The organism is Neptuniibacter marinus, assembly GCF_965223595.1.
In the GTDB taxonomy this organism is placed as follows: domain Bacteria; phylum Pseudomonadota; class Gammaproteobacteria; order Pseudomonadales; family Balneatricaceae; genus Neptuniibacter; species Neptuniibacter marinus.
Window position 1 is genome coordinate 458,155 of the sequence record NZ_OZ245004.1, and the last position, 25,572, is coordinate 483,726.

Genomic DNA, 25,572 nt, shown 5'->3' on the forward strand with positions numbered 1-25,572 from the left:
ATGGTTTTTAGACCTTATCCGCCATGATAATTATATTAAAGGCGTTAAATCTATCTTTGTTTGGAGTTGCTGATGTCGAAGAAATGCCCTGATCTGGTCGCTATGTTGTCGCAGTTGATCGCAAGTCCCTCGGTCAGTTGTACTCAAGCTGATTGGGATCAAAGCAACCTGCCTGTTATTGAACTGTTGGAAGGCTGGTTATCTCATTTGGGTTTTGATACTGAAGTGATTCCTGTTGAAGGACACCCAGGTAAAGCCAACCTTATAGCGACTTTAGGAAAAGGCCCTGGTGGATTAGTGCTGTCTGGCCATACGGATACAGTCCCTTTTAATGCTGAACGTTGGCAAAGTGATCCATTGACGTTGACGGAAAAAGATAACCGTTTTTATGGCTTAGGCACTTGTGATATGAAAGGTTTTTTTCCAATAGCAATTGAGGCCGCGAAGACGTTTCTGGATCAGCCGTTAAAGCAGCCGCTTATTATATTGGCGACTGCAGACGAAGAGAGTTCTATGAGCGGTGCTCGTGCCTTAGCCTCAACAGGCAAGCCTAAAGCCCGTTACGCTGTGATTGGTGAACCTACAGGGATGAAGCCAATCTATATGCATAAAGGCATGATGATGGAATCAGTTAAAATTGAGGGGAAAGCCGGCCACTCGTCAGACCCCTCACTGGGGGCCAATGCATTAGATGCGATGCATTCTGTGTTGTCAGAGCTGATCTCTTTTCGGAATGAAATGAAGCGTGATCATCAGAATAGTGCTTTTAAAATTGCAGAACCAACGCTTAATTTGGGATGTATTCATGGCGGTGATAATCCGAATCGTATCTGTGGACATTGTGAGTTGGAATATGATCTTCGCCCTCTACCCGGAATGAGCTTAGATAATTTACGAGAAGATGTCAGTCGGCGTTTGGCTCCCTTTGCAGATCAATTCGGTGTTGCGATAACGACAACATCACTGTTTCCTGGCATTCCCTCTTTTGCAAACCAACGGGATTCGGAGCTGGTGCGAACCGCTGAAAAGTTAACTGGCTTCCAAGCGGAATCGGTTGCGTTTGGAACAGAAGCGCCGTTTTTACAAAATTTAGGCATGGATACGATTGTGATGGGGCCAGGGTCGATTGATCAGGCGCATCAACCGGATGAGTATTTGGCTTTTGATCAGATAAAGCCTACAGTAGCCATACTAGAGAAAATGATCACTCAATACTGTTTGTAGACTGCCGTGAACGACGAAACTAAACAATACGTTAATTGGTTCCGCCACTCCTCTCCATATATTAATGCTCATCGTGGAAACACCTTTGTATTGATGTTGAGTGGGGAGTCGGTTGCCGAGCCTAACTTTGCTAACATTGTGCATGATATTGCGCTGCTGAACAGCCTTGGAGTGAGGTTGATTTTAGTGCATGGATCACGCCCACAAATTAGTGAACGGCTACAACAGAAGTCGATTCCATCACAGTTGCACCATCATCTGCGGGTGACGGACCAAGAGACGATGACCTGTGTAATTGAAGCATCAGCCATTGTGCGTGCTGAGATTGAAGCACGTTTGTCACTAGGGCTGCCGAATACACCTATGGCAGGCTCTCGTATAAAGGTCATTTCTGGCAATTTTGTAACGGCCAAGCCCGTTGGTGTTTTAGATGGTATTGATATGGCCCATACGGGTGAAGTTCGCCGTATAGATCATGAAGCAATTGTCCAGCAATTGGATGATGGCAATATCGTTCTTTTATCCCATTTAGGTTACTCACCTACAGGTGAGTTGTTCAATTTATCAGTCGAAGATGTTGCTACTTGTGCAGCAACAGCATTGAATGCGGATAAATTAATTATTTTTGGTGCTGATAATGGGGTGTTTGATAGTGCAGGGGTGCTACGCAGCGAACTCTTAACACGTAAAGCTGAACGGTTGGTGAGTCATTACTTGTCTTCATTAGAGGATACAGATCAACCGCATACTGAACTTTCACGTCATTTAGAAGCGGCCGTTGATGCATGTCGTAAAGGGGTTAAACGGTGCCACCTCATTAGTTTCAAAGAGGATGGTGCCTTATTAGCGGAGCTGTTTACCCGTGATGGCTCTGGAACGATGATCCTCTCTGAATCTTATGAACAGCTAAAGAAAGCAAGTATAGAGGATGTAGGTGCTGTATTAGAGTTGATCCGTCCTTTAGAAGAGAATGGGACTTTGGTACGCCGTTCCCGTGAGGTCTTGGAGAACGAGATAGAGCGTTTTACCTTAATTGAGCGTGACGGCGTTGTTATTGGCTGTGCTGCTCTATATCCGTTTGCAGATGAGAAAGTTGGCGAGCTGGCCTGTGTTGTTGTTGCCTCTGAATATAAAGGCGGGGCAAGGGGCGATGAGCTATTACGCGCGGTGGAGAAACAAGCTAGAGGACAAGGTTTAGAAAAGTTGTTTGTTCTGACGACAAAAACAGCTCATTGGTTTATTGAGCGTGGTTTTGTTGAAAGCAATGTTGATCAACTCCCTAAAGAGAAGAAGGCGCTTTTTAACTTACAACGGAACTCTAAAGTTTTTATACGGGACTTGGGCTAACTTTTTTGTATAAGGTTAGTCAGGAAAACGGATAATAAAACAGGCGCCACCTAAAGGTGAGTTTTGCACTTCAATCTCTCCCTGGTAGCTACTGATAATATCGGTGGCTACTGACAGACCTATCCCTTGGCCTTGAATCGAAGTATCTAAGCGCTCCCCGCGTTGTAGGATAACCTGACGCATATCTGGGGTAACGCCCGGTCCATCATCACAGATAGAGAGCTGTAATTCGTTATTAAGATGAGTGCCGGATACGCAGACTTGACTGTGACCATATTTAAACGCATTTTCCATAATATTGCCGAGCACTTCCATTAAATCTCGTTCATCACCGTAAAAGAGCAGATTATCAGCAAGTTGCACGTCTGTGCGTACCGCCTTATGTCTATATACCTTACCTAGGGCTGCAAGCATTCGTTCAATAATCGGTGTCACTTGTACCGATTTCCCTAGAGGTTTTTGATGGCTTTTTACTGCACGAGTGAGCTGATATTGAACGATCTGATCCATTCGTTCCACCTGCTCAGCGACTAATGTTTGGTAAGTGTGCAGTTCATGTTCTTCGAGCTCTGCTCCTCTCATTACAGCGAGTGGCGTTTTTAAACTATGGGCAAGATCTCCTAAGGTATTGCGATATCGTTCCCGTTGCTTCCTTTCGCTTTCGATCAGTTCATTTAGGTTTTCTGTGACCGGTTGAACTTCATCAGGATAGTGCCCACCTAATTTATCGGCGTTGCCTGATTTAATCGCTTTTAGATCTTTCGCTAATCGTCTTAGCGGCGTTAAGCCCCAGCTTAAAATCAGTGTTTGTGCGAGCAGCGCGACAAGAAAAATAATCCCTAGCCAGACAATTAATTGCTGCTCATAGGCGGTGATGTCGCGTGTAACTAATTCGTCGGACTCCATCACAGTAAAGAGGAATGAGTGCTCTTTTCCTTCAGTTTCCCAAATAACACGTAATTGGAAACTGAAAATTCCTGCGTCGTGTTTATGCTCGAAAAGTGGCTCGCCGGTATTAATCCCCCCTAAACTGATAACTTCAGATAGTTTTGGATCATCCAATAGAATGGAGGATAAAGAGCGCCAAAGAAGCTTACCATTATTGTCATGAATCGCAGCGTATAGACCTGAATTGACTTGTTCATAGCGTGGTTCCTGAAGGCGCTCAGGGAAGATTATATGGTCTTCTTTTAGCTCTACAGCACCTAAAAGTAGATAAACTTGCAGTTGGAGACGGTCCTTAACTGCATTTTCTAAACTGTAGTTATAAGCTTTACTTAAGGCAATACCAGCAATGAGAAGCACAATTGGTAATATGACAGCTGAGGCAATAAGTAAGCGCCCCTGCAATGAGTGCAGGGGGGATTTTACATTCACTCGTTATCCTTAGATGTATTTAACGCAAAGCGATAACCTAGCCCGCGAACCGTTGTAATTGGGTCTAGGTTTTGATCGGGGTCTAATTTTTGACGTAGGCGACGAACAAAGACTTCTAAAACATTACTATCACGGTCAAAATCTTGATGGTAAAGATGCTCGGTTAATTCGCTTTTTGAAATGGTTTTTCCCGCATTTAAGACTAAGTATTCAAAGGTACGATATTCATAACTTGTGAGCTTTACCGCTTCATCGTTACGATAAACAACACGTCCTGTGGTATCAATTTTAATGGGACCAAATTCGAGAATCGGTTTTGAATGCCCCGCTGCACGTCGTAACAAAGCATTAAGGCGGGCGGTCAGCTCTTCCATATGGAAAGGTTTAACTAGATAGTCATCTGCACCGGCCTCTAAACCTTCTACTTTGTCCTGCCAGTCCCCACGTGCAGTGAGAATGATAATAGGAAACTCTTTGCCTGCCGCACGCCAGCCTTTGATTACTTCAATGCCTGATAACTTAGGTAGTCCTAAGTCGACAATGGCCAGATCGTAGGGATACTCTTCACCCATATAAAGTGCTTCTTCACCGTCAGCACTTTCTTCTACAGTGTAATTATTACTGCCCAATGCCGTTACGAGTTGGCGGCGTAGATCTGGATCATCTTCAACAACGAGTAATTTCATGTCTGATTTAGTCCTTTTCAGGCTTGACTATTTTACCGTTGAGGCTATCTACCAAGATATCCTTAACACGGCCTTCGTTTACAATACGGATTACGTATACGGCTCTGCCATTATGCTCAGATGCTTCTGTTTTGATTACATTCCCTTCTGCATGTTTAGTAGCAATTTCCATCGCTTGTTTTGGCGATAAAACATTCTCTTGTCCATTTGCAAATGCATTATGACTAAAACCTATAAGGAGAGATGTAAATAACACAGCAACACGTAAATGCTGGTTGAGCATTGTAGAACCTCATACTTTATTGATGGGAATAGTATCCCGTATCCGCTATCAAGTAGTAAATAGAAATGTTTATTTAACTTAACGGTGCGTGTTGGAAGTATAGAGGTAAGTCTAATGCGTATAAACTGTATAGGGAGTGAATAGTGAATAGTGAAGAGGGTATTGATTGCCTACAGGGAAATAAATGGGATGAGTCGGTTAACTCATCCCATAAAACGATGTTGATTACTCGCTATTCTTTGCAGCGTTTACAGGTACTAATACCCAGTATTTTGTAGAGAGGGCACCAGCCAAACACTGCGATGAGAATGACAGGTACACCTATCCAACCCCAGGGGCTTTGTGGTCCAACAAAGACCAAAGCAATCAGCACCAATCCGATGGTGATGCGTATTGCTTTATCAACATTACCAATATTTCTATCCATTATACTTTACCTATATTAGATAACACTGATAATACTATAGTCGATCTATATCTTAAGTGGAAAGTTACCGGAGGTTTATTTCTCTTTTGCCTGCTTCGCTTTGATTTGACGTACCGAGAGAATGACAAACCGAACATTGTAGATCATACCCAATGTGAGTGCGGTGGCTGCTGTGATGATGAACAAGTTACCTAGTTCTGGAATTTTAAAATACCAACCCACCCATAATGAAATAATGCTAATAAGGGCAATAGGGAGTCCGGTTTTTATTAGTAAGTTCATCCATTTATCTGAACGAATCTCTTTTTTATCGATACTTGACATGCTTAACCTCAAACTTTTAGATGTTTTACAGGGTAGAGTGCAGTCATCCAGTGATCAAGAGGTTATCAATAATTTATAGTTCAGTTGTAGCATGGAGCGGTAGATTAAAGGCGGTTGCGACACCTTTGCAAAACAGTTTGCCCTTAGCAATATTGAGTCCTTTTGCAAAGTTTTCATCTCTTTTGAGAACGCTTTCCCAGCTATTATTTGCCAATTGAATAATATAGGGCAAAGTTGCGTTGGTGAGTGCCATTGTAGATGTGCGTGCGACGGCTCCTGGCATGTTAGCGACGCAATAATGCACTATGCCTTCTTTTGTGAATGTGGGTTCTGTATGGGTTGTGGCATGGCTACTTTCAAAACATCCTCCTTGGTCTATAGCAACATCAACTAACACTGTTCCCTTTTGCATATCTTTTAGATGATCATTTAACACTAGCTTAGGGGCGGCTGCGCCAGGAATAAGGACCGCGCCGATAATTAGATCGCTGTGGGTAACGGCTTTATATATGCTATCACTCGTTGCGTATTGGGTTTTTAATCTGCCGTGGAAGAGTGTATCGAGTTCACGCAGTCTATCTGGTGAATTATCGAAAATAGTAGTATCTGCGCCTAAGCCTAAGGCCATCATCGCAGCGTTCGTTCCCACCATACCACCACCTAGAATTGCAACTTTTCCTGCTGCAACCCCAGGAACGCCTCCGAGCAAAACGCCCCGACCTTGTTGAGATATTTCTAAACAGTGGGCGCCGGCTTGGATGGACATTCGACCGGCGACTTCGCTCATGGGGGCTAGTAAAGGTAATCGGTTGTTTTTATCCGTGATTGTTTCATAGGCGATAGCTGTACATCCGGAGATTAAAAGGCCATCGGTAAGAGGCTGGTTGGCGGCTAAGTGTAGATAGGTAAATAAAACATGATCTGGGCGTAAAAAGGGTATTTCGGAACTAAGTGGTTCTTTTACCTTAACGATAAGCTCAGCATGCTTCCATATCTCCTCTGCTTGGTGACAGATCGTTGCGCCAGCTTGTTGGTATTGCTGATCACTAAAGCCTATTTGTTCACCCGCGTTTGTTTCGATAAAAAGAGTATGCCCTTCTTGGGTGAGTGATTTTACACCGGATGGGGTGAGTCCAACGCGATACTCATGGACTTTAATTTCTTTAGGAATGCCAATACGCATAATATTACCTTCCTTTTGTTTCTTTATTTACAGTTTAGACAAAGAATGGGTAAATCAATTATTGGCATGTTCTGTTGCATAGAAAACAATGTATAGGCAGGTTGCTTAACGGCGCATTCTGCTATAATCGGCAATTAGCTAAATAAAACTTTATAACTTCAAAGGTCAATCTAATGCCTCAATATCGCTCTAAGACATCGACTGCGGGTCGTAATATGGCGGGTGCGCGTGCGCTATGGCGTGCGACCGGTATGAAGGATGAGGATTTCCACAAGCCTATTATTGCTGTGGCTAACTCGTTTACTCAATTTGTTCCAGGTCACGTACATCTTAAAGACATGGGACAGCTTGTTGCACGCGAAATTGAAAAGGCGGGTGGCGTAGCAAAAGAATTTAATACGATTGCGGTGGATGATGGTATCGCAATGGGTCATGACGGCATGCTTTATTCTTTGCCGTCCCGAGATATTATTGCCGACTCTGTTGAGTATATGGCGAATGCCCATTGTGCCGATGCGCTCGTGTGCATCTCTAATTGCGATAAAATAACACCGGGAATGCTCATGGCATCGATGCGCCTGAATATCCCTGTTATTTTTGTAACCGGCGGCCCAATGGAAGCGGGTAAAACTAAACTCGCAGAGCATAAGCTGGATCTGGTTGATGCGATGGTGTTGGCTGCCGATCCTAAAGCGTCAGATGAAGAGGTGGATGCGGTAGAGCGTTCAGCTTGCCCTACTTGTGGTTCTTGCTCCGGTATGTTCACGGCGAATTCAATGAATTGCCTTGCAGAAGCCCTCGGTCTGGCTTTACCGGGTAACGGTACTGTAGTCGCTACCCATGCTGATAGGGAAAAGCTTTTCCTTAAAGCTGGTCGCACGATTGTTGATCTAGCAAAGCGTTATTATGAACAGGATGATGAAAGCGTATTACCACGCTCTGTTGGTTTAAAAGCGTTTGAAAACTGTATAACGCTTGATATTGCCATGGGAGGCTCTACTAACACCATCTTGCATTTACTGGCGATTGCTCAGGAAGCTGAGATTGATTTTACGATGAAAGATATTGATCGTATGTCACGAGTAGTACCGCAGTTATGTAAAGTCGCACCTAATACGCCGGAATATCATATTGAAGATGTACACCGTGCGGGCGGTATTATGGGTATTTTGGGTGAGCTTGATCGAGCCGGTAAACTGCATACTGATGTACCAACCGTACATGCGCCAACGCTTAAAGATGCGCTGGATGAGTGGGATATTATGCGAAACCCAACACCTGACGTGATGGAGTTTTATAAAGCAGGTCCTGCGGGTATTCCGACACAGACTGCGTTTAGTCAAGCAACTCGTTGGCCTACATTGGATGGTGATCGTGAGCACGGTTGTATCCGTTCTATAGAGCATGCTTTTTCTTTAGAAGGTGGTTTAGCTGTATTGCACGGTAACATTGCTTTGGATGGCTGTGTGGTTAAGTCTGCGGGTGTGGATGAATCAATTCTTGTGTTCGAAGGTCCTGCACATATTACGGAATCTCAGGATGAAGCGGTTGCTAATATTCTGGATGATAAAGTAAAAGCCGGAGATGTTGTCATTGTCCGTTATGAAGGTCCTAAAGGAGGGCCTGGCATGCAGGAGATGTTGTATCCAACGTCGTACATTAAGTCTAAAGGCTTAGGCAAAGCATGCGCACTGCTAACTGACGGTCGTTTCTCTGGTGGTACTTCTGGTTTATCGATCGGTCATGCATCACCTGAGGCGGCAGCGGGTGGCGCCATTGGTTTGGTGCGTAATGGGGATATAATTCGTATTGATATACCTAACCGAACAATTGATGTTTTGCTGTCTGATGAAGAGTTAGCAGCCCGTCGTGTTGAGCAAGATAAGCTGGGTTGGAAGCCTGCAGAAGCGCGGCCGCGTAAAGTCTCGGCGGCATTGAAGGCTTACGCTAAGTTGGTTACTTCTGCTGACACGGGTGCAGTCCGCGATTTAAGCCTGCTCGATTAAGGTTTTTGCACAATCTAATAAGGGCTGGTGGATATTCCATCGGCCCTTTTTTGTCTTTAGTTTATGATTTTTTTATCAGAGTAAGCTCTCAACCGCTTGCCACAGTAAGCGTATGGCGAGCAAGGTAATCACGACTCTAAAAATATTGGAAAAGTACTTAGTGGGTATTTTATGTAACATTTTCAGCCCTAGCCAAGTGCCGAAGATGCCACCTAAAATCATCAATATGGCTAAAGGTAGCCACTCCCAAAATGCAAAGCCAACAAATGTAAATACAAGTATTTTTAAAAGATGTTGCAGACTCATACAGGTTGCAAAAGTGCTGGTCGTGGTAAATTTATCGTAGCTTTGGCGATGCACAAAACCTGCAACAAGGGGGCCGGTTGCGCCAACAAACATTGAGATCAGTGTTGTCCCTACCCCAGCCAATAGATAACCTTTATTACCCATCTGTTGCTGTTTTGGTTTTGGTCCCCAAATTAGATATAAAATGAAGAACGCTACGCTCAATTGAATCAAAACAAGTGGAAGCTGAATCACAATAAATGAGGCGCAAAGGGCACCTAGCAACGCGCCGATGGAGAAGAATTTAACCATAGTCCAGTCGGTATGCTGTTTGGTCATCCAAGCCCTGTTTCCATTTGAACCAAGCTGGACGAGGCCGTGGACAGGTATAAGGGCCGCTGGCGGGAGAACTGAGGCTAGAATAGCTAAGAGAAGCACACCTCCGCCTATTCCCATCGCTGCAGTTATAAATGAAGTTACTGCAGAAGATAGGATTAGGAGTAGGGATAACTCAATATTATCTAATAAGTGCATTAGAGTTCGAAAAGGTGTTATTTATCACTAAGTGATGTCATAACTTGCTGAGACCAGTTTAAACTATGTCGATAAGCGGTCTCATAGTAGGCTTTATCTAGTAGAAAGGTCATTTTATCAAATTCACCACTTTCATATTGGCAAACTTGCTCTAAGATCTGCCCTAATTGACCTTCGTGGTTTAGCAGTGCAGCTTTAACATCGTTCTGAAGAGAGACTTGTGTTAGCAGGTCAGGCATCTCCATATCGAGTAGTGCATCAAGTTTGGAAAATAACCCTGCAATAAAGTTATTAATAGGTTGCTCTCTGCCAAGCATTTCGGCAAGCAGCTCGCACATACGTCCTCTTACTAGCATAGAGCGAGTTAATTCTTCCGGTTTTTCTTGGGTATCGGTGACTAAGAAGAGGCTGACCCATTTACGAATTTGATCAAATCCCAATAAGCTAATCGCATGAGATAAAGATTCGATCTCTCTTGGAAAATTGAATGCCGCAGAGTTGACCACGCGTAAGATTCGATAGGTGAGTAAAGGATCATTAATAACGATCTGTTCAACCGATTGAGCTGTTGCTTGAGGGCTTTGTAGCTCCACCATCATCTGTAAGAGTAGAACCTTGCTGCTGCCTAGTTTTTTGCCTTTGACAGGTTCTGGCTTACTTAAAAAATACCCTTGAAAAAGCGCAAAGCCGAGTTCATAGCACTGACGAAACTCTTCTTTTGTCTCGACTTTGTCTGCTAGTAATTCTAGGTTATACGGACGAAGATGTTTAACAACAGCAGGTAAAGCATCTAAGCCTATGGATCGTAGATCAAGTTTAAGAATATGAACGAGGTTAAGAAGAGGCTCAAATTTAGGTTCTGGCTTATAATCTGATAGTGCTAAACGGTAGCCCTGCTCGCCTAATTCTTTTACGCGCTCAACAAGTTCCGGGGTGATTTCTGAATGACCTAATATTTCAAGAATGAAATTTTCTTTGGGTAATTCAGGGAAATTTTCCGCCATTAAGGTTGTGTCGGTTAATTTCAGATAACAGGGTAATGAGCGAACTTGACCATGTTGGCAGATGCTCGTATAGGTATTAAGGATTACTGAGGAAGTAGCCAGATGATCATTAATTGTTACAGAGTTATCGTCATTACGATAAAGTAGCAAATACGCAACAACGTCCTGACTTTTATTAAATACAGGCTGACGGGCTAATAGGAGATCCATTGGTTCATCTGCATCAATACTATCTGTCATTCTCGGTTCCTTAGCTGTATACGTATATTAATAATTATATCTTTGTTTATGCTTATTTCTGTAAAAAACCACGATTTTGTAGAAATGCGAGCATATGCGGTCTTGCTTCTTTTTGTAACATGCTAGAGATCTGTTCACTCCATGTCATATCTTTTTGACCACCGGTCCTATTTAAATAATATTCACGGACTTTATGGTCATATTCGCTGATGAGTTCTTTGTCTTGAGTGCTATTATAGGTATCTTGTTTTAATACCATATCTAAGGGTAATCGGGGTTTAACTTCAGGGTTTTGGTCAGGATAGCCTAAACACATACCAAAAACTGGATAAACGAGCTCGGGCAAATTTAAGGTTTCAGAAACTAAATCTATCTTGTTACGAATCCCGCCAATATAGACGATACCTAATCCCTCTGATTCGGCAGCGATTGCAACGTTTTGGGCGAAGAGCGCGCAATCAACAGTAGCGGTAATAAACTGTTCGGTGAAGCCCGATAACATCTCTGCATCATGCATATCACAGCTTATTTTATGACGATTCATATCGGCACAAAAAATGAGAAAGGTTGGAGCGTCGTTAACGTAAGTTTGATTGCCTGCCCACTCCGCAATATTTGCTCTATTCCCATCGTCATTTACTTGAATAACGGTGCAAGCCTGAATGAAACTGGAGGTTGCTGCGGCTTGTCCTGCTTGAATAACGTTATTGATTAATGATTGCTCGATCTTTTGATCTTTAAATTTTCTGATAGAGCGATGGGAGTTAAGTAGCTCGATAACTGTATTCATAATTGCCCATAGAATATTAAAAAGATTGTAGTGAATAAAACTTTTAAAGTGCTATTTGTAACATAGGGTTATAGCTAGAAGAAGCCTTATAGCTAAGCAGTGTTGCATTGGGTCATTCTTTCTCCCATTTTGAACTATCCGTTTATGCTTAGGTCAATAGCTTAACTGTTTTGCGTGGAAATATAATTAGTGAATAATAAGTATCAACAGGAAGGCGCCACCCTGCTCGTATTTTGTAAACAACCGAGACTCAATCAGGGGAAGCAACGAATAGCTGCCACACTGGGAGCTGAGACAGCGTTTAATCTGGCATCTGCTTTGTTGAATTGTGCATTGGAAGACGCCACTAAGTGGAGAGGTCCTGTAGTGCTATCGCCAGCAGGCCCAGAAGAGGTTGAGTGGGCGCAAGGTCTCTTAACAGGCGCTGAGGTACTTGCCCAGCCGCAGGGTAGTTTAGGGCAACGGATCATGGCAGTTGATCAGCAGTTACGTGATCAAGGCCATAAAAAAATAATTATTATAGGTACTGATGCTCCTATCTTAAATGAGAGGATTTTTAGCTGTGCTTTGGATGCCTTAAAAACCCAAGATGTTACTTTTAGTGCCGCCGAAGATGGGGGGGTCACTTTAATGGGAAGCAATAGCCATTGGCCTGAAATTGCTGACCTTCCTTGGAGTACCGATCGTTTAGGTGAGGCTCTTTATCATGTTTGCATCGATGCTAAACGTTCAGTTGCCTATGCTCCACCAAGTTATGATATTGATTACGAGAAAGACCTGCACAAGTTAATAGTAGATTTAGCTGGTGATGTAAGACCATCACGGCAAGCCTTGTTAAGGCTTGTTCAATCTATTACTCATAACGACACTATTAAAGTGACAAGTTAACCCCAGTTAGGCGATTAAAAAATGCAACGTATTCATACAGATAACTGGTTTATCACGCCTGATGGAAAACCTAGAGGTTATATAGAGCCTCATGCGCTACGAGAACTTTGGTTTCATACCGGCACTGCGTGTAACTTACAATGTTCTTTTTGTTTGGAAGGTTCAGGGCCTGGTGACACCCGATTAGATTTAGTCAAGTTTGCGGATGTTAAACCGCTGATTGATGAAGCATTAACCTTAGATGTAGAGCAATTTTCTTTTACCGGCGGAGAGCCTTTTCTCGCAAAGCAACTTGTACAAATTTTAGCTTACGCGGCTAAGTTTAAACCTTGCCTTGTGCTCACTAATGGTACCGATGCCCTTCAGCAAAGAATGGATGAAGTGCGTTCACTGCAAGATGCTGAACACCCTGTTAGTTTTCGTATTAGTATAGATTACGCTGCTGCGAAACAGCATGATGCTGGACGAGGAGAGGGTAATTTTGATAAAGCGATGGAAGGCCTTAAAGCATTATACGATTTAGGGTTCTCCGTTTCTGTTGCACGACATATGGAAAAAGAGGAACAGCGTGAAGAGGTTGAGGCGTCTTACCGTGACCTGTTTATTGCTTACGGTTTACCGGAAGATCTGCATATTGTTGCTTTCCCTGACTTTGCTACCCCTGGAAGCTTACCTCATGTCCCTCAAGTGACGACAAGTTGTATGACTACTTATCAGACCGAAAAGAGCCGGAAGGACTTTATGTGTGCTTTTAGCAAAATGGTTGTGAAAAAGCAGGGGCAGATGAAAGTGTATGCTTGTACGCTGGTGGATGATGATGAAGAGTATGATCAAGGGTTTAGTTTAACTGAAAGTTTAAGTGAAAGAATTAGCATGAAACATCATCGTTGCTATAGTTGTTTTGCTTATGGCTCCTCATGTAGCGAGGCGTAGCTATTTGAGATGTTAATGATGATTCATTTAAATAAGGGGACATAAGTGTTAGGAATTATTGGTGGTACAGGGATCTATCAATTAGAGGGTTTAGAAGTTGTTAGCGAGCACGATGTTGATACGCCTTTTGGGAAACCGTCAGCACCGATTATTGAGGGTAAAAGGGGAAGCAGAACCTTGTTCTTTTTACCTCGACACGGTCGCCAACATCAGCTTCTTCCTTCTGAGGTAAATTATCGCGCTAATATTTGGGCGTTAAAGTCTTTAGGTGTGACTCAGGTTGTTGGTCTTTCTGCAGTGGGTAGTTTGCAAGAAGAGATTGCGCCGGGAGATCTGTCACTCCCTAGTCAGTATTTTGATTTTGTAAAAGGGAATCGAGAGAAAACTTTTTTTGGTAAAGGTTTGGCTGCACATGTTTCAACAGCAGAACCTACATGCCATTGTTTGTCAGAAAGTTTAGTTGCTGCAGGTGAAAGCGTTGATATAAAACTTCATACTGATAAAACCTATGGTTGTGTCGATGGGCCGCGTTTAGGTACACGAGCAGAGAGTTTCTTTCTGAGAGGGGCCGCAGGTTGTGATTTGGTTGGAATGACCAATGTGCCTGAGGTCTTTTTAGCGCGTGAAGCACAACTTTGCTATTGCACTATCGCTATAGCTACCGATTATGATTGCTGGTTGGATGATCCTGATCAGCATGTATCAGTAGAGCAGGTTATTGCCCGTTATGGAGCAAGTTTAGAAAAAGCTAAAACCTTACTGACTGCTTTTATTGATCAAGATGAAGTGGAATATACTTGCACTTGCCGAACCAGTTTAGCGGCTGCAGTGTTGACCCCTAAAGACGCGTTAAACGCCGAGCAACGCTCTTTACTCGAGGTGTTAAGTTCCTAAGTATGGAGCACTCTCTATCTGTTTCTATTGTTATTCCCATCGGGCCTGCGGAGTCCATTATTCCTGTGGGGTTGATCGAGGACCTTCGAGCAATCCCTTCTGCAAGTGAAATTATCTTTGTTGTCTGTCATCAACGATTCGATGACCAATATAAGCAAGATATTGTGGCAACCTTGGCGCCTTTTCAGGTAAGTTGGCTTGAATCAGGTCAAGGGCGGGCAGTGCAGATGAATTATGGTGCCCAAGCGGCGCAAGGTGAGTTCATTTGGTTTCTGCATGTCGATAGTCGCTTTAGCGTTGAGTTAGTCGAAAGCTTATGGGTTAATTTATCGAGGGCACCGGATAAACTGCATTACTGTTTATTACAGTTTTTGGCGGATGGTTCTAATGGTATGGCGTTAAATGGTTGGGGCGCTAATCTGCGCTCTCGGCTATTAGGCATACCGTTTGGAGATCAAGGCTTTGCGATTAGTAAAACGCTTTTCGCACAAGTGGGAGGCTATCCTGAAGATGCATCTTATGGGGAAGACCATCTGTTTGTGTGGTACGCAAGGCAGCGGGGAATAAAGTTAAAATGTTGTACTCAATATCTGCAAACGAGTGCTAGAAAATACAGAGACAAAGGCTGGTGGTATCTTACCTGCCGTTATCAATATTTATGGATAAGGCAGGCAATTCCTGAATTACTTAAGCTGTTAAAGCAGCGCTATTTCTCAGCACGCTGCCAGCGATGAAACTTTTCTAACCACTGTAAAACTTTCTGAGGCGCATGAGCTCGCTTCCACTCTCCCGCTGCATATTTGTTCGCTTCACTTAAGGTTGGATAAATATGGATCGTCCCTAGTAACTTGTTAAGACCTAAGCCATGTTTTATCGCAGTGACGAACTCAGTGATTAACTCACCGGAGTGTGGTCCAACAATAGTTGCACCTAAGATTTTATCTTTGCCGGGCACTGTGAGTATTTTTACCATACCGTGGGCATCATTATCTGCAATAGCGCGATCAAGCTCCGCTAAATCAAAGCGAGTGACTTCATAAGCTATATTTTGTGCTTTTGCTTCTTGCTCGTTTAGACCGACGCGCGCGACCTCAGGGTCCGTAAAGGTTGCTGCAGGTATAACGGAATAATCGACTTTGAATTTCTTAAATTTGCCAAACAATGCGTTGACCGCTGCGTACCACGCTTGATGTGCTGCGGCATGAGTAAATTGGAAGGGACCAGCGACATCTCCACAGGCATAAACATTAGGGAATCTTGTTTGTAGGTATTCATTTACATCAATTGTACCGTTGCCTGTGATATCTATATTAAGATTTTCTAGGCCGAAACCTTCAATATTGGCTTGTCTTCCTATCGCCACGAGAAGTTGGTCGAACGGGATTTCTTCGATTTGCCCTTTATATTCGCTGATCAAAATCTTTTCGCCATCGCGTTCTATAAATTCACGCATCTTTCTATCATTTAAGATATTAATACCTTCTGCGCTGAAGCGTTCAGTTACTAGGGCTGAAACATCTTCATCTTCTCTCGACATGATCCGCCCATCGGGCAGTAAGATACTGACTTCAGAACCAAAGCGAGCAAAACACTGGCTTAATTCACAGCCAATCGGACCACCACCGATCACTAATAAGCGTTTAGGCAGTTCACGAATTTTCCATAAGTTATCTGATGTAAGAGGATTCATCGCTTCTATGTTTTTTACGGCGGGCATACGTGGGCGAGCACCTGTCGCGATAACAATATTGCGGGTTGTAATAATTTCGCCATTCACCACGACTTCATAGGGATTCAATATAGTTGCAGTACCTTGAATGCAATCCACACCTAGACCTGTGTAACGTTCAATTGAATCGTGGGGTTCTACTGTTTTAATAACCTCTTGAACTCGTTCCATCACGTCTGCGAAATTGAAGCTGACTTCGCTCTTTTCTATACCGTATTCCTTACAGCGTTTATTGTCTGATACAAATCGGGCTGAGCGAATGAGTGCTTTTGACGGTACGCAACCAGTATTCAAACAGTCGCCTCCCATCAGGTTTTTCTCGACTAAGCTGACTTTTGCTTTTATCGCCGCCGCAATATACGACGTTACTAAGCCTGCTGAACCTGCGCCAATAACAACGATATTCGTATCGAATTTTGTTGGTTTTTTGATGCCTGCGTAAACTTTTTTGCTTTGTAGCAGCTCGATTATTTTCTTTGCAATCAATGGGAAAACGCCAAGGAGGGTAAAGGATGCCAGCATACTGGGGGATAATATTCCGGATAGGCTTTCTAGTTGGCCTAGCTGAGTGCCTGCATTAACGAAGACAATTGTTCCCGCTAACATTCCTAGCTGGCTCACCCAATAAAATGTCCATGTTTTTATGGGAGTAACTCCCATGACTAAGTTGATAACGAAAAAAGGAAATAGAGGAACCAAGCGAAGTGTGAATAGATAAAATGCGCCTTCTTTCTCGATGCCTTTATTAATAGCGGATAATTGACTAGCAAAGCGATTTTGGATGCTGTCGCGCAAGATAAAACGGGAGAAAAGAAAAGCGAGCGTTGCCCCAATTGAGCTGGCAAAGGATACAAGAAGTAACCCCGTTGTTAAGTCAAATAGGGCGCCCGCCGCAAGTGTCATTATTGCTGCACCAGGGAGGGATAAGCCCGTCACGAGTATATAAAGCCCAAAGAAAATTGCTGCGGTGGCTAGAGGGTTTTCTGCGTATTGCTGGTCAAATTTAGTTTGATTCGCTTTGAGAAAGTCTAAATTTAAGTATTGGTCTATGTCAAAAAAGAAAAAGGCCGTGATGGCTAACGCAATCGTCAATATAAGAGGTAATTTTTTCATCAACAGTGTTCTCAAAGAAAGTTATTGATCAATTAGTCACTTATATTGGAAAATAAGTTCAATAATCAGACTAAGTTGAGTGTCATTATTGGGCTTTCTCTGACATTAATGCGAGCTTGGCATATTTGTAATAGGTTGATTCTGCATTAGAAATAGCCAACATTACACCGTGTTTTCCATCAAGAAAGCCTCGACGAAGAAGATAAGTTCGTATAAAAGCCCAGAAGGACTTGTACAGTGCAGTGCCTAGTCCGCATCGTTTCCCGCGGGCGTATAATTGCTCAGCGCCTAAGGTTGAGTATTGATCAACTTTACGTAAAACTTGTTCTAAGTTTTCGTACGAATAGTGCTGCATCGGGTTAGAAAGTTTATGAGTTTTTCCGTTTAAAATTACCCGTTCATGGACTTTGTCATCAGAAAACACAGCTTTTTCTCGTTTGAATAAACGAAGTACATAATCAGGCGTCCAGCCGGAATGATCAATAAAACGGCCACAATATTGCGAATGGCGGGGGATCTTAAAACCATCGTATTGGGTTTGTTCGATGGCGTTTAATATCTCATCCTTTAAGGCATTATCAATTCTTTCATCAGCGTCTATAGATAACACCCATTCATTGTTTGCCAGTGCTAAGGCCCTATTTTTCTGTTCACCAAACCCCGGCCAATCTGTTTCTACTAAGGTACAGTTAGCTGTTTTATGGCAGATCTCTTGGGTGCCATCTTCACTGCCTGAGTCTACAACAATGATCTCATCTGCCCATGAAACTGAGTCGAGACAGTCTTGGATATTATGGGCTTCGTTTTTTGTAATGATTATGACTGAGAGCATGAAACACTTTTTTCTGCATTTAGGCCCGATATTAAAATGATCATAAACATTGTAAACATTATTATTCCACTATTATGGTTAAACATGCTTTGAGTTAAGTTATATGAAGAAAAGCTTAAACTTAAAATAACTAAAGAGTATGCGTAAGCTTTTATTCTTGTATTTGTACTATTTAAATTTCTCCATGCTATGAGAAAAGGAGTGAATAGTAAACTTAGCAAACCTACTAGGCCTATTATTCCGCGGCGAGCGGCAGTATCAAAATAAGCGTTATGTGCATGGTTGTACTTTTTTAATTGTATTGCGATCTCTCCGTTGTCAGCTTTTTGTTGCTGAGTATGTAAATAAACACTTTTCCCAACACCAACTATAGGGCTGGAAATGAAAATTTCAAATGCGACTTTCCACATGGCAAGGCGTTGGCCTGTAGAAGTTGAGTTGTCTCCTTGTGAGAATTTATGAATATCTGTAGATATCATCTCAATTCGAGGCGTTATATTTGTTTGTGAAATAATTGTCGTGACAGTTATAAAGGTAATTATTAAAGCTATCAGTGTTTTTTTTGGATATTTTATAATGCTATCTTTGTATTGAAATCCGAGTAAAAAAATTCCTATAGGTATTATTATCCACCCCCCTCGGCTAAGGGAAAGAAACGAAGCGGATAAGCCAGAAATTCCGCCAATAATAAGCAGAAAGATAAGTGCTTTTTTCTTCTCGTTTGTTAAAGATTTGATAAGGAAAAAAGAAATAAGGCCCATAACGCTTGCGGTGTTTCCAAATTGAATTGGATTTATACCTCCTCCTGAACGAGGAATATCCATTATATTTCTTTCATAAAAGGCTATTAAGAAAAGTACTATTGAACCTATAGCAAAGCCGATAGGAATAATTAATTGTTTTGATTCTAATCTGCATAATAGAAAAAGGAATGGCGCAAATAAAAACACTTTGCTTGCAGGATCGAACTCCCTGAATTCTTCCTTGTGAATAAGTAGTTCTGATAACATACTGGCAATATATAGCATGCAGCCGACTATGAATATAATGTGACTTCTATTTAGATAGAGGCTTTTTCGGATTGTAGGTAAAGTAAATAATATATACGAAAAAAGAATTAGGATCCCAGAAAATTTGTAACTTCCGTGGAATGAAACAGATAAGATCAAAAAAATAAATAAACATGCTGTTATTATAAAATCGCTAGCCCTTTCAGTGTTAAAACCTATAAGGGTGTTTTGAGGGGTGTTGTTCATTTTATTAACCCCTTTGACAGAACTTGTATATGGTTTGATGTTTTTGGGCAAGAGCAGACCAGTGTAAATTTAGATTATCAGCTTTACTGTCGTTTAATTTTTCCTTTATAGCGGAAGCCCACGTATTAGTGTTAGCTGTTAAGGGTAAAACTTCCCCTATATCATTTTTGATCAATTCTGCAATACCGCAGCAGTCTGATATTACCACAGGTAAGCCCGCCGCATTTGCTTCTGCTACAACCATTCCAAAGGGTTCTACCTCTGCAGGATGAATGAGGAGGTCTATGTACGGTAATATATCTTCTGAGCGTTGCCAGCCTTTTAGCTGGTAGTTGTCCTTAGGCCAATCGGTAAATAGATGTTCTATCTCTTCTGGTTCAGGCCCAGTCACAATAAATGTTATTTGAGGGTTTTGGTCGATTAAGGATTTAACCACCTTGACTGCAAATTCTAGTCCTTTTCGTTGCCACTCTTTACCAATAAAACCAATGGTATGACCGTTGGATTTGCGTGAGAGTTGAGTAAATTGTTCTGACACGCCTGGGTAGGCGGGAAAGCCAAGTTTATGTGCTGCTGCGGGATATAATTTAGCTAGCTGATCTGAAACGAGCAGTGAGTTAGGCAGTACAGTATAAACATTTTTACCAAACAGCTCACGCTTTTCTAAATATTCCCAAGTTGCAATACGGGGGGAAATAAAATCTAAAAACCTTTTCTTCCGCATTAAGATAGAGGGGCCATGGAACGTAGTCACGTGGTGTTCTGCGCAACGTTCATGGCTGTGGATCACCCATTTATCTGTATCTATGCTGTTAAGATATTTAGAAACACGATTAGAAAACTTGATCATAGCAAGCCAACGAGGTTTTGGTTTTACCTCGCCGAGTTCTATAACGTCTATATTATTGTCGCATTGTTCATAAGCGCGCTCACAAATGATTTTTACCCTTTGTCCCTGCTTGGCTAATGCATGGGTAAGCTCCCACACATAGCGTTCCATACCGCCAACAGGGCCATATCGACGAACAATGTGGATTGAAGATGTTTGTATATTCAAGGGTTACTTATCCAGATCGGTATAGTGTTTTTTGCTGATCTCAAGACCAAACATATCTTCAATTTTTAGCTTTAAACGAACTTTCTTGTCACGTTTGGTTAGTGTGTAATCTGGGTTAGGTTTGAAATCCCATTCGGCATCGGTTTTTAGCCAATCTTCTACGACCGCTGGATGAGTACCCTTAAAAGGTCGCAGAACCGCAGGGTCTATATCACCATATCCAGGAAAAGGTGCAGGCTTTTCATTCCAGTATTGGGAAACTTGGTTGATCTTTTCTTGCATCTTTGCAACGTTTCTTACATGACCGTAATGGTAGACATTACCGCCTGCATGGCGGGCTTTTGGATAGCGGCCACGTTTGTTTTTATCGAGTACAACAAAGAACAAACCATCTGGCGCATAGCTACGAATTGAGTTTCTAATAATACGGGGCGCTCGACGGTATCCTGAAATACCTACTTGATCCGGTCGTCCATAAAAGTGGTAGAAATCAAAGTAGAATGCTTCAGTTTCTGGATCATCGAGATATTTTTCCATATTGCCACGAATCGTTTTGATCTCGTTTTCGTGTAAGACTTCATCGCCTTCAATATACAGGGCCCAGTCTCCTGTACAGTTGAAGTGGGCAATCATTTTTTGCTGGCCATAGACGTAGCCGCGGTCCTGCATTTTATCATTCCATGTTGTATGGATAATGCGGATTTTCGGATCGTCAATTTTATTTAGGAGCGCTTCTGTATCATCATCGCAGTCCCCTAATGCAATAATAAACTCATCACATAAAGGTAGGGCTGAGCGAATACTCTCTACAAAAGGGTAGCCTAGTGTCGAACCGTTTTTTAAAAAAGTAAAACCGCTGACTTTCACACGCGTCTCCTAAAATTAGCGTTCTTTCGTGTTATATAGTTTTTGGTCGCCGTCGGGCTGTGTTTTGAAACGTTTATGTACCCACATGTACTGGGTGGGTGCTTTCCTTACTCCCGCTTCTATCGCTAAATTCATTAAACGCGCGTCTTCAACTTCATCGCCACTGGGAAAGTCTGGAACAGGAACAATCTCCATAATATAGCCTGAATCATCCTCTTTTCTGCGTAGATGCAAACAAACAATCGGCGAATTGTTAAACCTAACCATATTAGTGGTGGCTGTGATTGTTGCGGCTGTTTGGCCAAAAAAGGGCACAAATACAGAGTTTTTTCGCCCAAGGTCCTGATCAGGGGCGTACCAGATAATGAGGTTCTGTTTTAGCTTTCTGATTATCTCGCGTATTTTTTTTCGTTCGACAGGGATGCTAAAAGAGGAACGCCCTTTAGTGATCATTGTATCCATAAGAGGATTGTTATGCTCCCTATAAGTGGTCGCTATTGGGGTTTTGTAAACTGAAAACAATAGACCGCCCAAGTCGAGTTGTGAGTAATGTCCCCCGAGTAAAATCGCACCGCGGCCAAGGCTAAGGGCGTCATCGAGGAGTTCGAAACCTCTGTATTCGGTACGCGCGATGAGCCTTTTTTTGTTACCCCAATAGGCCCATGCGGTTTCAACGATACCTATACCGTTATTTTTGAATACATCTTTTACGAACTGCTCACGTTCTTGGGGCGTTAATTCGGGGAAGCATAGTTTACAGTTAACGTCGGTAACATGACGTCGTTTAGGTAGTAGATAATACAGTGTAATACCGATTAATCGGCCAAAGCCCAAGCCTAGCCTATAGGGCAGCAAGGCAAGTAGCCTTAATACTAGAATGCCTAGCCATGTTGGCCAGTATTTGGGTGCAAAGAAAGAAGTTGATGTATTCACGATTTATGTATGTCTCTAGAATCAGTAGGGGATTATACCTATGTCAGCAATACTCAGCTAGATGGAAGGTTGGGCAACAGAGGCTAGCAAGGTACAATACGACTAATTATTTGTAATATAAGATAGATCTATATGACTGATCAGGTTCCAGCATCAGGAACAGGGATGAAGATATACCTTCGTCTCCTTGCATACGTACGGCCATACTGGCTGCCTTTTTCCCTAGGTATTATCGGTTTTATTATTTATGCCGCGACGCAAACTGGGTTTGCTGCCCTTATGGAATATCTTGTTGATGCTATAGGTGAGCAGAAAGAGGATGCCTATATATATGGGCCGCTTGCATTAATAGGGATCGCTTTTGCTCGCGGTTTAGGGACGTTTATGGGTAACTATTTTACCGCTTATGTAGCGAGGAATATTGTCCATCAACTACGCGTAGTGATGTTTGATAAGCTGCTCGTTATCCCTTTAGATTATTATCACAATAATGCATCAGGTCATATTCTTTCGAAAATATCTTATAACGTTGAGCAAGTCACTAATGCTGCAACGGAGTCGTTAAAAATTAGTGTCAGGGAAGGCATGACTGTGATCGGTTTGCTTGTGTACCTGTTGTATCTCAATTGGCAATTAACTTTAGTGTTTGCCGCCGTGTCCCCATTTATTGCGCTCGTCGTGGCTGTTGCCTCTAAACGTTTTCGCCGTTTAGGTCACCGTATTCAAGATTCCATGGGAGAAGTAACCCATGTAGCGTCTGAAAACGTACAGGGTGTGCAGGTAGTGCGTATCTTTGGTGGCAGCGATAAAGAGCGCCACCGTTTTGAGCAAGCAAGTGGGCAAAACTTGCGTCAGAGCTTGAAGATGGCAACCACTGAAGCGCTGAGCACACCCATTGTACAGCTCATTGTTTCGAGTGCTTTAGCGCTCCTGATATTTCTCGCGTTACACCCGCTAATGAGCACCGGTATGAGTGCGGGGCAGTTTATTGCCTTTATTACCGCCGCCGGTTTGATCGCTAAACCCTTGCGCTCGCTAACTGAAGTTAATGGCGCAATTCAGCGAGGTATTGCTGCTGCGCAGAGTATCTTTGAACTCATTGACGAGGAAACAGAGAAAAATAGTGGTTCGTTAGTGAGTGAGCGAGGTGAAGGTCGCTTGCAACTGCAGAATTTAAGTTTCTCTTACCTGCCCAATAAACCGGTATTGACCAACCTTAATCTGTCGATCGCTCCTGGACAAACAGTGGCTTTTGTCGGTAAATCGGGCAGTGGTAAGTCTACCTTAGCAAATTTGTTGCCTCGATTTTATGAGCCAACTTCAGGTGATATCTTGCTGGATGGTCAATCCCTTGCCGAGTATGACTTAGCCTCATTACGAAGCCAGATTGCATTAGTGACGCAGAGTGTAGTTCTCTTTGATGGCACAATTCGAGACAATATTGCTTATGGTGCCATGCCTAATGTGAGTGAGGAAGATATTCTTGCCGCCGCGGAAGCCGCTCATGTAATGGAATTTGTGGCCAGAATGAGTGACGGCTTGGACACGGAAGTGGGTGAGAAAGGCACTAAATTGTCCGGTGGGCAACGTCAACGTATTGCTATAGCGCGGGCTATTCTTAAAAATGCTCCAGTGCTTATTCTTGATGAGGCAACATCGGCTTTAGATACTGAGTCGGAGCGGCATATTCAAGCGGCATTGGAAAATGTGATGCAAGGACGAACCACTTTGGTTATAGCACATCGGTTATCGACCATAGAGTCAGCAGACCAGATTGTGGTGATGGAACAAGGTCAGATCATTGAGCAAGGGACTCATAAGGAGTTATTGGCCATGGGACGTACCTATGCCGGTTTATATAAAAAACAGTTTAGTGAAACTGCAGGGTCCTCAAAAGAAAGTACTGGAGATATTGAATGAAAATCCATATGCCACGTTTTGATAAAGCTCAGGTACTTGTGGTTGGTGACCTGATGCTTGATCGTTATTGGCAGGGGCCGACTTCACGCATCTCTCCTGAAGCGCCTGTACCTATTGTAAAAGTGGAACAGCATGAAGATCGTCCCGGTGGGGCAGCAAACGTCGCCCTTAATGTCACAGCACTAGGTGCCGGTGTTTCACTGGTAGGGTTGGTAGGTGATGATGAGGCGGGGGTAGCGCTTGAAAAACAGTTGCAATCGGCCCGTGTACACTGTGCTTTTTCTAAGGCGGAGAATGAGCCGACAATTACTAAGCTACGCGTGATTAGTCGCCATCAGCAATTGATTAGGTTGGATTTTGAAGAACCTTTTTCCCATGACTATAGTGAGCAGCTAGCCAATGCTACTTCGTCTCTTTTAGAGAATGTTGGTGTTTTGGTGCTGTCTGATTATGGGAAAGGGACGTTATCTGATTGTCAGAGCCTGATTCGTGACGCTAAAAGTAATAATGTAACTATATTGGTGGATCCTAAAGGGTGTGATTTTAGTCGCTATAAAGGAGCCACACTGCTAACGCCCAATCTTTCTGAATTTGAGGCGATTGTTGGTGTTTGTAAAACAGAAGAGGAGTTGGTCACACGAGGTCAGGCACTCGTTAAAGAGTTGGACCTTGAAGCGTTACTGATTACTCGCAGTGAACAGGGCATGACACTCATTCGTGCTAATAAAGAAGAGTTACATTTTCCTGCACGTGCTCGAGAAGTGTTTGATGTGACAGGTGCGGGGGATACCGTCATCTCAACGTTAGCGGCTGCATTGGCTTCAGGTGAAGATCTCCCTAATGCCGTTGCGCTATCTAATATTGCTGCCAGTATTGTTGTTGGTAAGCTGGGTACAGCGGCGATTAGTGCGCCAGAACTTCGTCGAGAGGTTAGCAAGGAGCAAGGTGCAGAGAAAGGGGTCGTGACTGAAGAGCAGCTACTTATAGCCTTAGCTGATGCTCGAGCGGCAGGGGAGTCCATCGTTTTCACTAATGGTTGCTTCGATATTCTTCATGCTGGCCATGTAGGTTATTTGGCGCAAGCCCGTGCTCAAGGTGATCGTCTTGTATTAGCGATAAATAGCGATGAGTCAGTGAGTCGTCTCAAAGGCCCAGGTCGGCCTATTAACCCTGTCGAACGGCGAATGGCCGTTCTCTCCGGTTTAGAGGCGGTGGATTGGGTGCTTTATTTTGATGAAGACACACCTGAACGCTTATTAGAACGGGTTCGTCCTGATGTACTTGTTAAAGGCGGTGATTACGGTATTGAAGGCGTTGTAGGTGGGGAATTTGTGCGTGGCTATGGCGGTGAAGTCAAAGTACTGTCATTTCTTGATGATTGCTCGACAACGGCAATAGTAGAAAAAATTCAGCAAGATAGCGACGCATAAACCGTAAAGG

At 43.0% G+C, this 25,572-nt stretch carries 24 protein-coding genes; 9 read left to right on the plus strand and 15 right to left on the minus strand.

From position 1 onward, the window contains the following. The first annotated feature begins 72 nt into the window (after window positions 1-72). Both argE and argA read left to right on the plus strand, forming a co-directional pair. Window positions 73-1,224, plus strand: a complete 1,152-nt coding sequence (argE, locus tag ACOQOE_RS02145) for an acetylornithine deacetylase (protein ID WP_067866743.1) — start codon at window positions 73-75, stop codon at window positions 1,222-1,224. Between the two features lie 6 nt (window positions 1,225-1,230). Further along, window positions 1,231-2,571 (plus strand): amino-acid N-acetyltransferase, encoded by a 1,341-nt coding sequence (gene argA / locus ACOQOE_RS02150; protein ID WP_067866742.1) that lies wholly within the window; start codon window positions 1,231-1,233, stop codon window positions 2,569-2,571. A gap of 15 nt (window positions 2,572-2,586) precedes the next feature. Here the strand turns inward: argA and ACOQOE_RS02155 are convergent, their stop codons facing one another. From ACOQOE_RS02155 to ald, 6 genes are all read right to left on the minus strand, one after another. Further along, window positions 2,587-3,948, minus strand: coding sequence for an ATP-binding protein (locus ACOQOE_RS02155; RefSeq protein ID WP_420554801.1), 1,362 nt, complete (start codon window positions 3,946-3,948; stop codon window positions 2,587-2,589). Further along, window positions 3,945-4,634: a response regulator transcription factor gene (locus tag ACOQOE_RS02160; protein ID WP_420554802.1), complete on the minus strand. Its 690-nt coding sequence runs from the start codon at window positions 4,632-4,634 to the stop codon at window positions 3,945-3,947. Before ACOQOE_RS02160 ends, ACOQOE_RS02155 begins: the two co-directional genes overlap by 4 nt. Window positions 4,635-4,641: 7 nt before the next feature. Continuing rightward, complete coding sequence (locus ACOQOE_RS02165) at window positions 4,642-4,917, minus strand: PepSY domain-containing protein (protein ID WP_303417678.1); 276 nt, start codon at window positions 4,915-4,917, stop codon at window positions 4,642-4,644. 232 nt (window positions 4,918-5,149) lie between these two features. Further along, window positions 5,150-5,344 carry a YgaP family membrane protein gene (locus ACOQOE_RS02170; protein WP_067866736.1) on the minus strand — a complete coding sequence of 65 codons (195 nt, stop codon included), beginning with the start codon at window positions 5,342-5,344 and terminating at the stop codon, window positions 5,150-5,152. A 75-nt stretch (window positions 5,345-5,419) separates the two neighbouring features. Continuing rightward, complete coding sequence (locus ACOQOE_RS02175) at window positions 5,420-5,668, minus strand: hypothetical protein (protein ID WP_067866735.1); 249 nt, start codon at window positions 5,666-5,668, stop codon at window positions 5,420-5,422. Between the two features lie 73 nt (window positions 5,669-5,741). Beyond that, window positions 5,742-6,851 (minus strand): alanine dehydrogenase, encoded by a 1,110-nt coding sequence (gene ald / locus ACOQOE_RS02180; protein WP_420554803.1) that lies wholly within the window; start codon window positions 6,849-6,851, stop codon window positions 5,742-5,744. A gap of 173 nt (window positions 6,852-7,024) precedes the next feature. On the opposite strand from ald, the gene ilvD reads away from it, so the two are divergent. After that, window positions 7,025-8,857: a dihydroxy-acid dehydratase gene (gene ilvD, locus ACOQOE_RS02185; protein WP_067866728.1), complete on the plus strand. Its 1,833-nt coding sequence runs from the start codon at window positions 7,025-7,027 to the stop codon at window positions 8,855-8,857. A gap of 75 nt (window positions 8,858-8,932) precedes the next feature. Here the strand turns inward: ilvD and ACOQOE_RS02190 are convergent, their stop codons facing one another. Genes ACOQOE_RS02190 through nfsA form a run of 3 tightly spaced genes read right to left on the minus strand, consistent with a single transcriptional unit; the run spans window position 8,933 to window position 11,710 of the window. Next, on the minus strand, window positions 8,933-9,676 hold the full coding sequence (locus ACOQOE_RS02190; RefSeq protein ID WP_420554804.1) for a sulfite exporter TauE/SafE family protein: 744 nt from the start codon (window positions 9,674-9,676) through the stop codon (window positions 8,933-8,935). Window positions 9,677-9,693: 17 nt separating this feature from the next. Further along, the gene (locus ACOQOE_RS02195; RefSeq protein WP_067866723.1) at window positions 9,694-10,920 is read right to left on the minus strand and encodes an EAL and HDOD domain-containing protein; all 1,227 of its coding nucleotides are present in this window, start codon (window positions 10,918-10,920) and stop codon (window positions 9,694-9,696) included. A gap of 52 nt (window positions 10,921-10,972) precedes the next feature. Continuing rightward, a complete protein-coding gene (gene nfsA, locus ACOQOE_RS02200; RefSeq protein WP_067866721.1) occupies window positions 10,973-11,710 on the minus strand; it encodes an oxygen-insensitive NADPH nitroreductase in 738 nt (245 codons plus the stop codon). A 189-nt stretch (window positions 11,711-11,899) separates the two neighbouring features. Here nfsA and ACOQOE_RS02205 point away from each other — a divergent pair, with 189 nt between their 5' ends. Genes ACOQOE_RS02205 through ACOQOE_RS02220 form a run of 4 tightly spaced genes read left to right on the plus strand, consistent with a single transcriptional unit; the run spans window position 11,900 to window position 15,159 of the window. Next, entirely contained in the window at window positions 11,900-12,598 is a 699-nt protein-coding gene (locus ACOQOE_RS02205) for a DUF2064 domain-containing protein (RefSeq protein ID WP_067866718.1), read from the plus strand. Between the two features lie 21 nt (window positions 12,599-12,619). Then, window positions 12,620-13,531, plus strand: a complete 912-nt coding sequence (locus ACOQOE_RS02210) for a radical SAM protein (protein WP_420554805.1) — start codon at window positions 12,620-12,622, stop codon at window positions 13,529-13,531. A 45-nt stretch (window positions 13,532-13,576) separates the two neighbouring features. Further along, window positions 13,577-14,425 carry an S-methyl-5'-thioadenosine phosphorylase gene (gene mtnP, locus ACOQOE_RS02215; RefSeq protein WP_067866715.1) on the plus strand — a complete coding sequence of 283 codons (849 nt, stop codon included), beginning with the start codon at window positions 13,577-13,579 and terminating at the stop codon, window positions 14,423-14,425. A gap of 2 nt (window positions 14,426-14,427) precedes the next feature. Continuing rightward, window positions 14,428-15,159 (plus strand): glycosyltransferase, encoded by a 732-nt coding sequence (locus ACOQOE_RS02220; protein ID WP_067866713.1) that lies wholly within the window; start codon window positions 14,428-14,430, stop codon window positions 15,157-15,159. Here the strand turns inward: ACOQOE_RS02220 and lpdA are convergent. The 6 genes from lpdA to ACOQOE_RS02250 form a co-directional block, all read right to left on the minus strand. Continuing rightward, on the minus strand, window positions 15,132-17,267 hold the full coding sequence (lpdA, locus tag ACOQOE_RS02225) for a dihydrolipoyl dehydrogenase (protein ID WP_420554806.1): 2,136 nt from the start codon (window positions 17,265-17,267) through the stop codon (window positions 15,132-15,134). The genes ACOQOE_RS02220 and lpdA overlap by 28 nt on opposite strands. Window positions 17,268-17,352: 85 nt before the next feature. Further along, window positions 17,353-18,099, minus strand: a complete 747-nt coding sequence (locus ACOQOE_RS02230; protein WP_420554807.1) for a glycosyltransferase family 2 protein — start codon at window positions 18,097-18,099, stop codon at window positions 17,353-17,355. Then, window positions 18,084-19,355 carry an O-antigen ligase family protein gene (locus ACOQOE_RS02235; protein ID WP_420554808.1) on the minus strand — a complete coding sequence of 424 codons (1,272 nt, stop codon included), beginning with the start codon at window positions 19,353-19,355 and terminating at the stop codon, window positions 18,084-18,086. Before ACOQOE_RS02235 ends, ACOQOE_RS02230 begins: the two co-directional genes overlap by 16 nt. A 4-nt stretch (window positions 19,356-19,359) precedes the next feature. Continuing rightward, entirely contained in the window at window positions 19,360-20,412 is a 1,053-nt protein-coding gene (locus ACOQOE_RS02240; protein WP_420554809.1) for a glycosyltransferase family 4 protein, read from the minus strand. A gap of 3 nt (window positions 20,413-20,415) precedes the next feature. Next, window positions 20,416-21,279, minus strand: a complete 864-nt coding sequence (locus tag ACOQOE_RS02245; RefSeq protein WP_067866706.1) for a glycosyltransferase family 2 protein — start codon at window positions 21,277-21,279, stop codon at window positions 20,416-20,418. A gap of 15 nt (window positions 21,280-21,294) precedes the next feature. Further along, complete coding sequence (locus tag ACOQOE_RS02250; RefSeq protein WP_067866705.1) at window positions 21,295-22,212, minus strand: lysophospholipid acyltransferase family protein; 918 nt, start codon at window positions 22,210-22,212, stop codon at window positions 21,295-21,297. Window positions 22,213-22,344: 132 nt separating this feature from the next. Between ACOQOE_RS02250 and msbA the strand changes: the two genes are divergently transcribed. Beyond that, complete coding sequence (msbA, locus tag ACOQOE_RS02255; RefSeq protein WP_420554810.1) at window positions 22,345-24,132, plus strand: lipid A export permease/ATP-binding protein MsbA; 1,788 nt, start codon at window positions 22,345-22,347, stop codon at window positions 24,130-24,132. Beyond that, a complete protein-coding gene (hldE, locus tag ACOQOE_RS02260) occupies window positions 24,129-25,562 on the plus strand; it encodes a bifunctional D-glycero-beta-D-manno-heptose-7-phosphate kinase/D-glycero-beta-D-manno-heptose 1-phosphate adenylyltransferase HldE (RefSeq protein ID WP_420554811.1) in 1,434 nt (477 codons plus the stop codon). Before msbA ends, hldE begins: the two co-directional genes overlap by 4 nt. The last annotated feature ends 10 nt before the right edge of the window (window positions 25,563-25,572 follow it).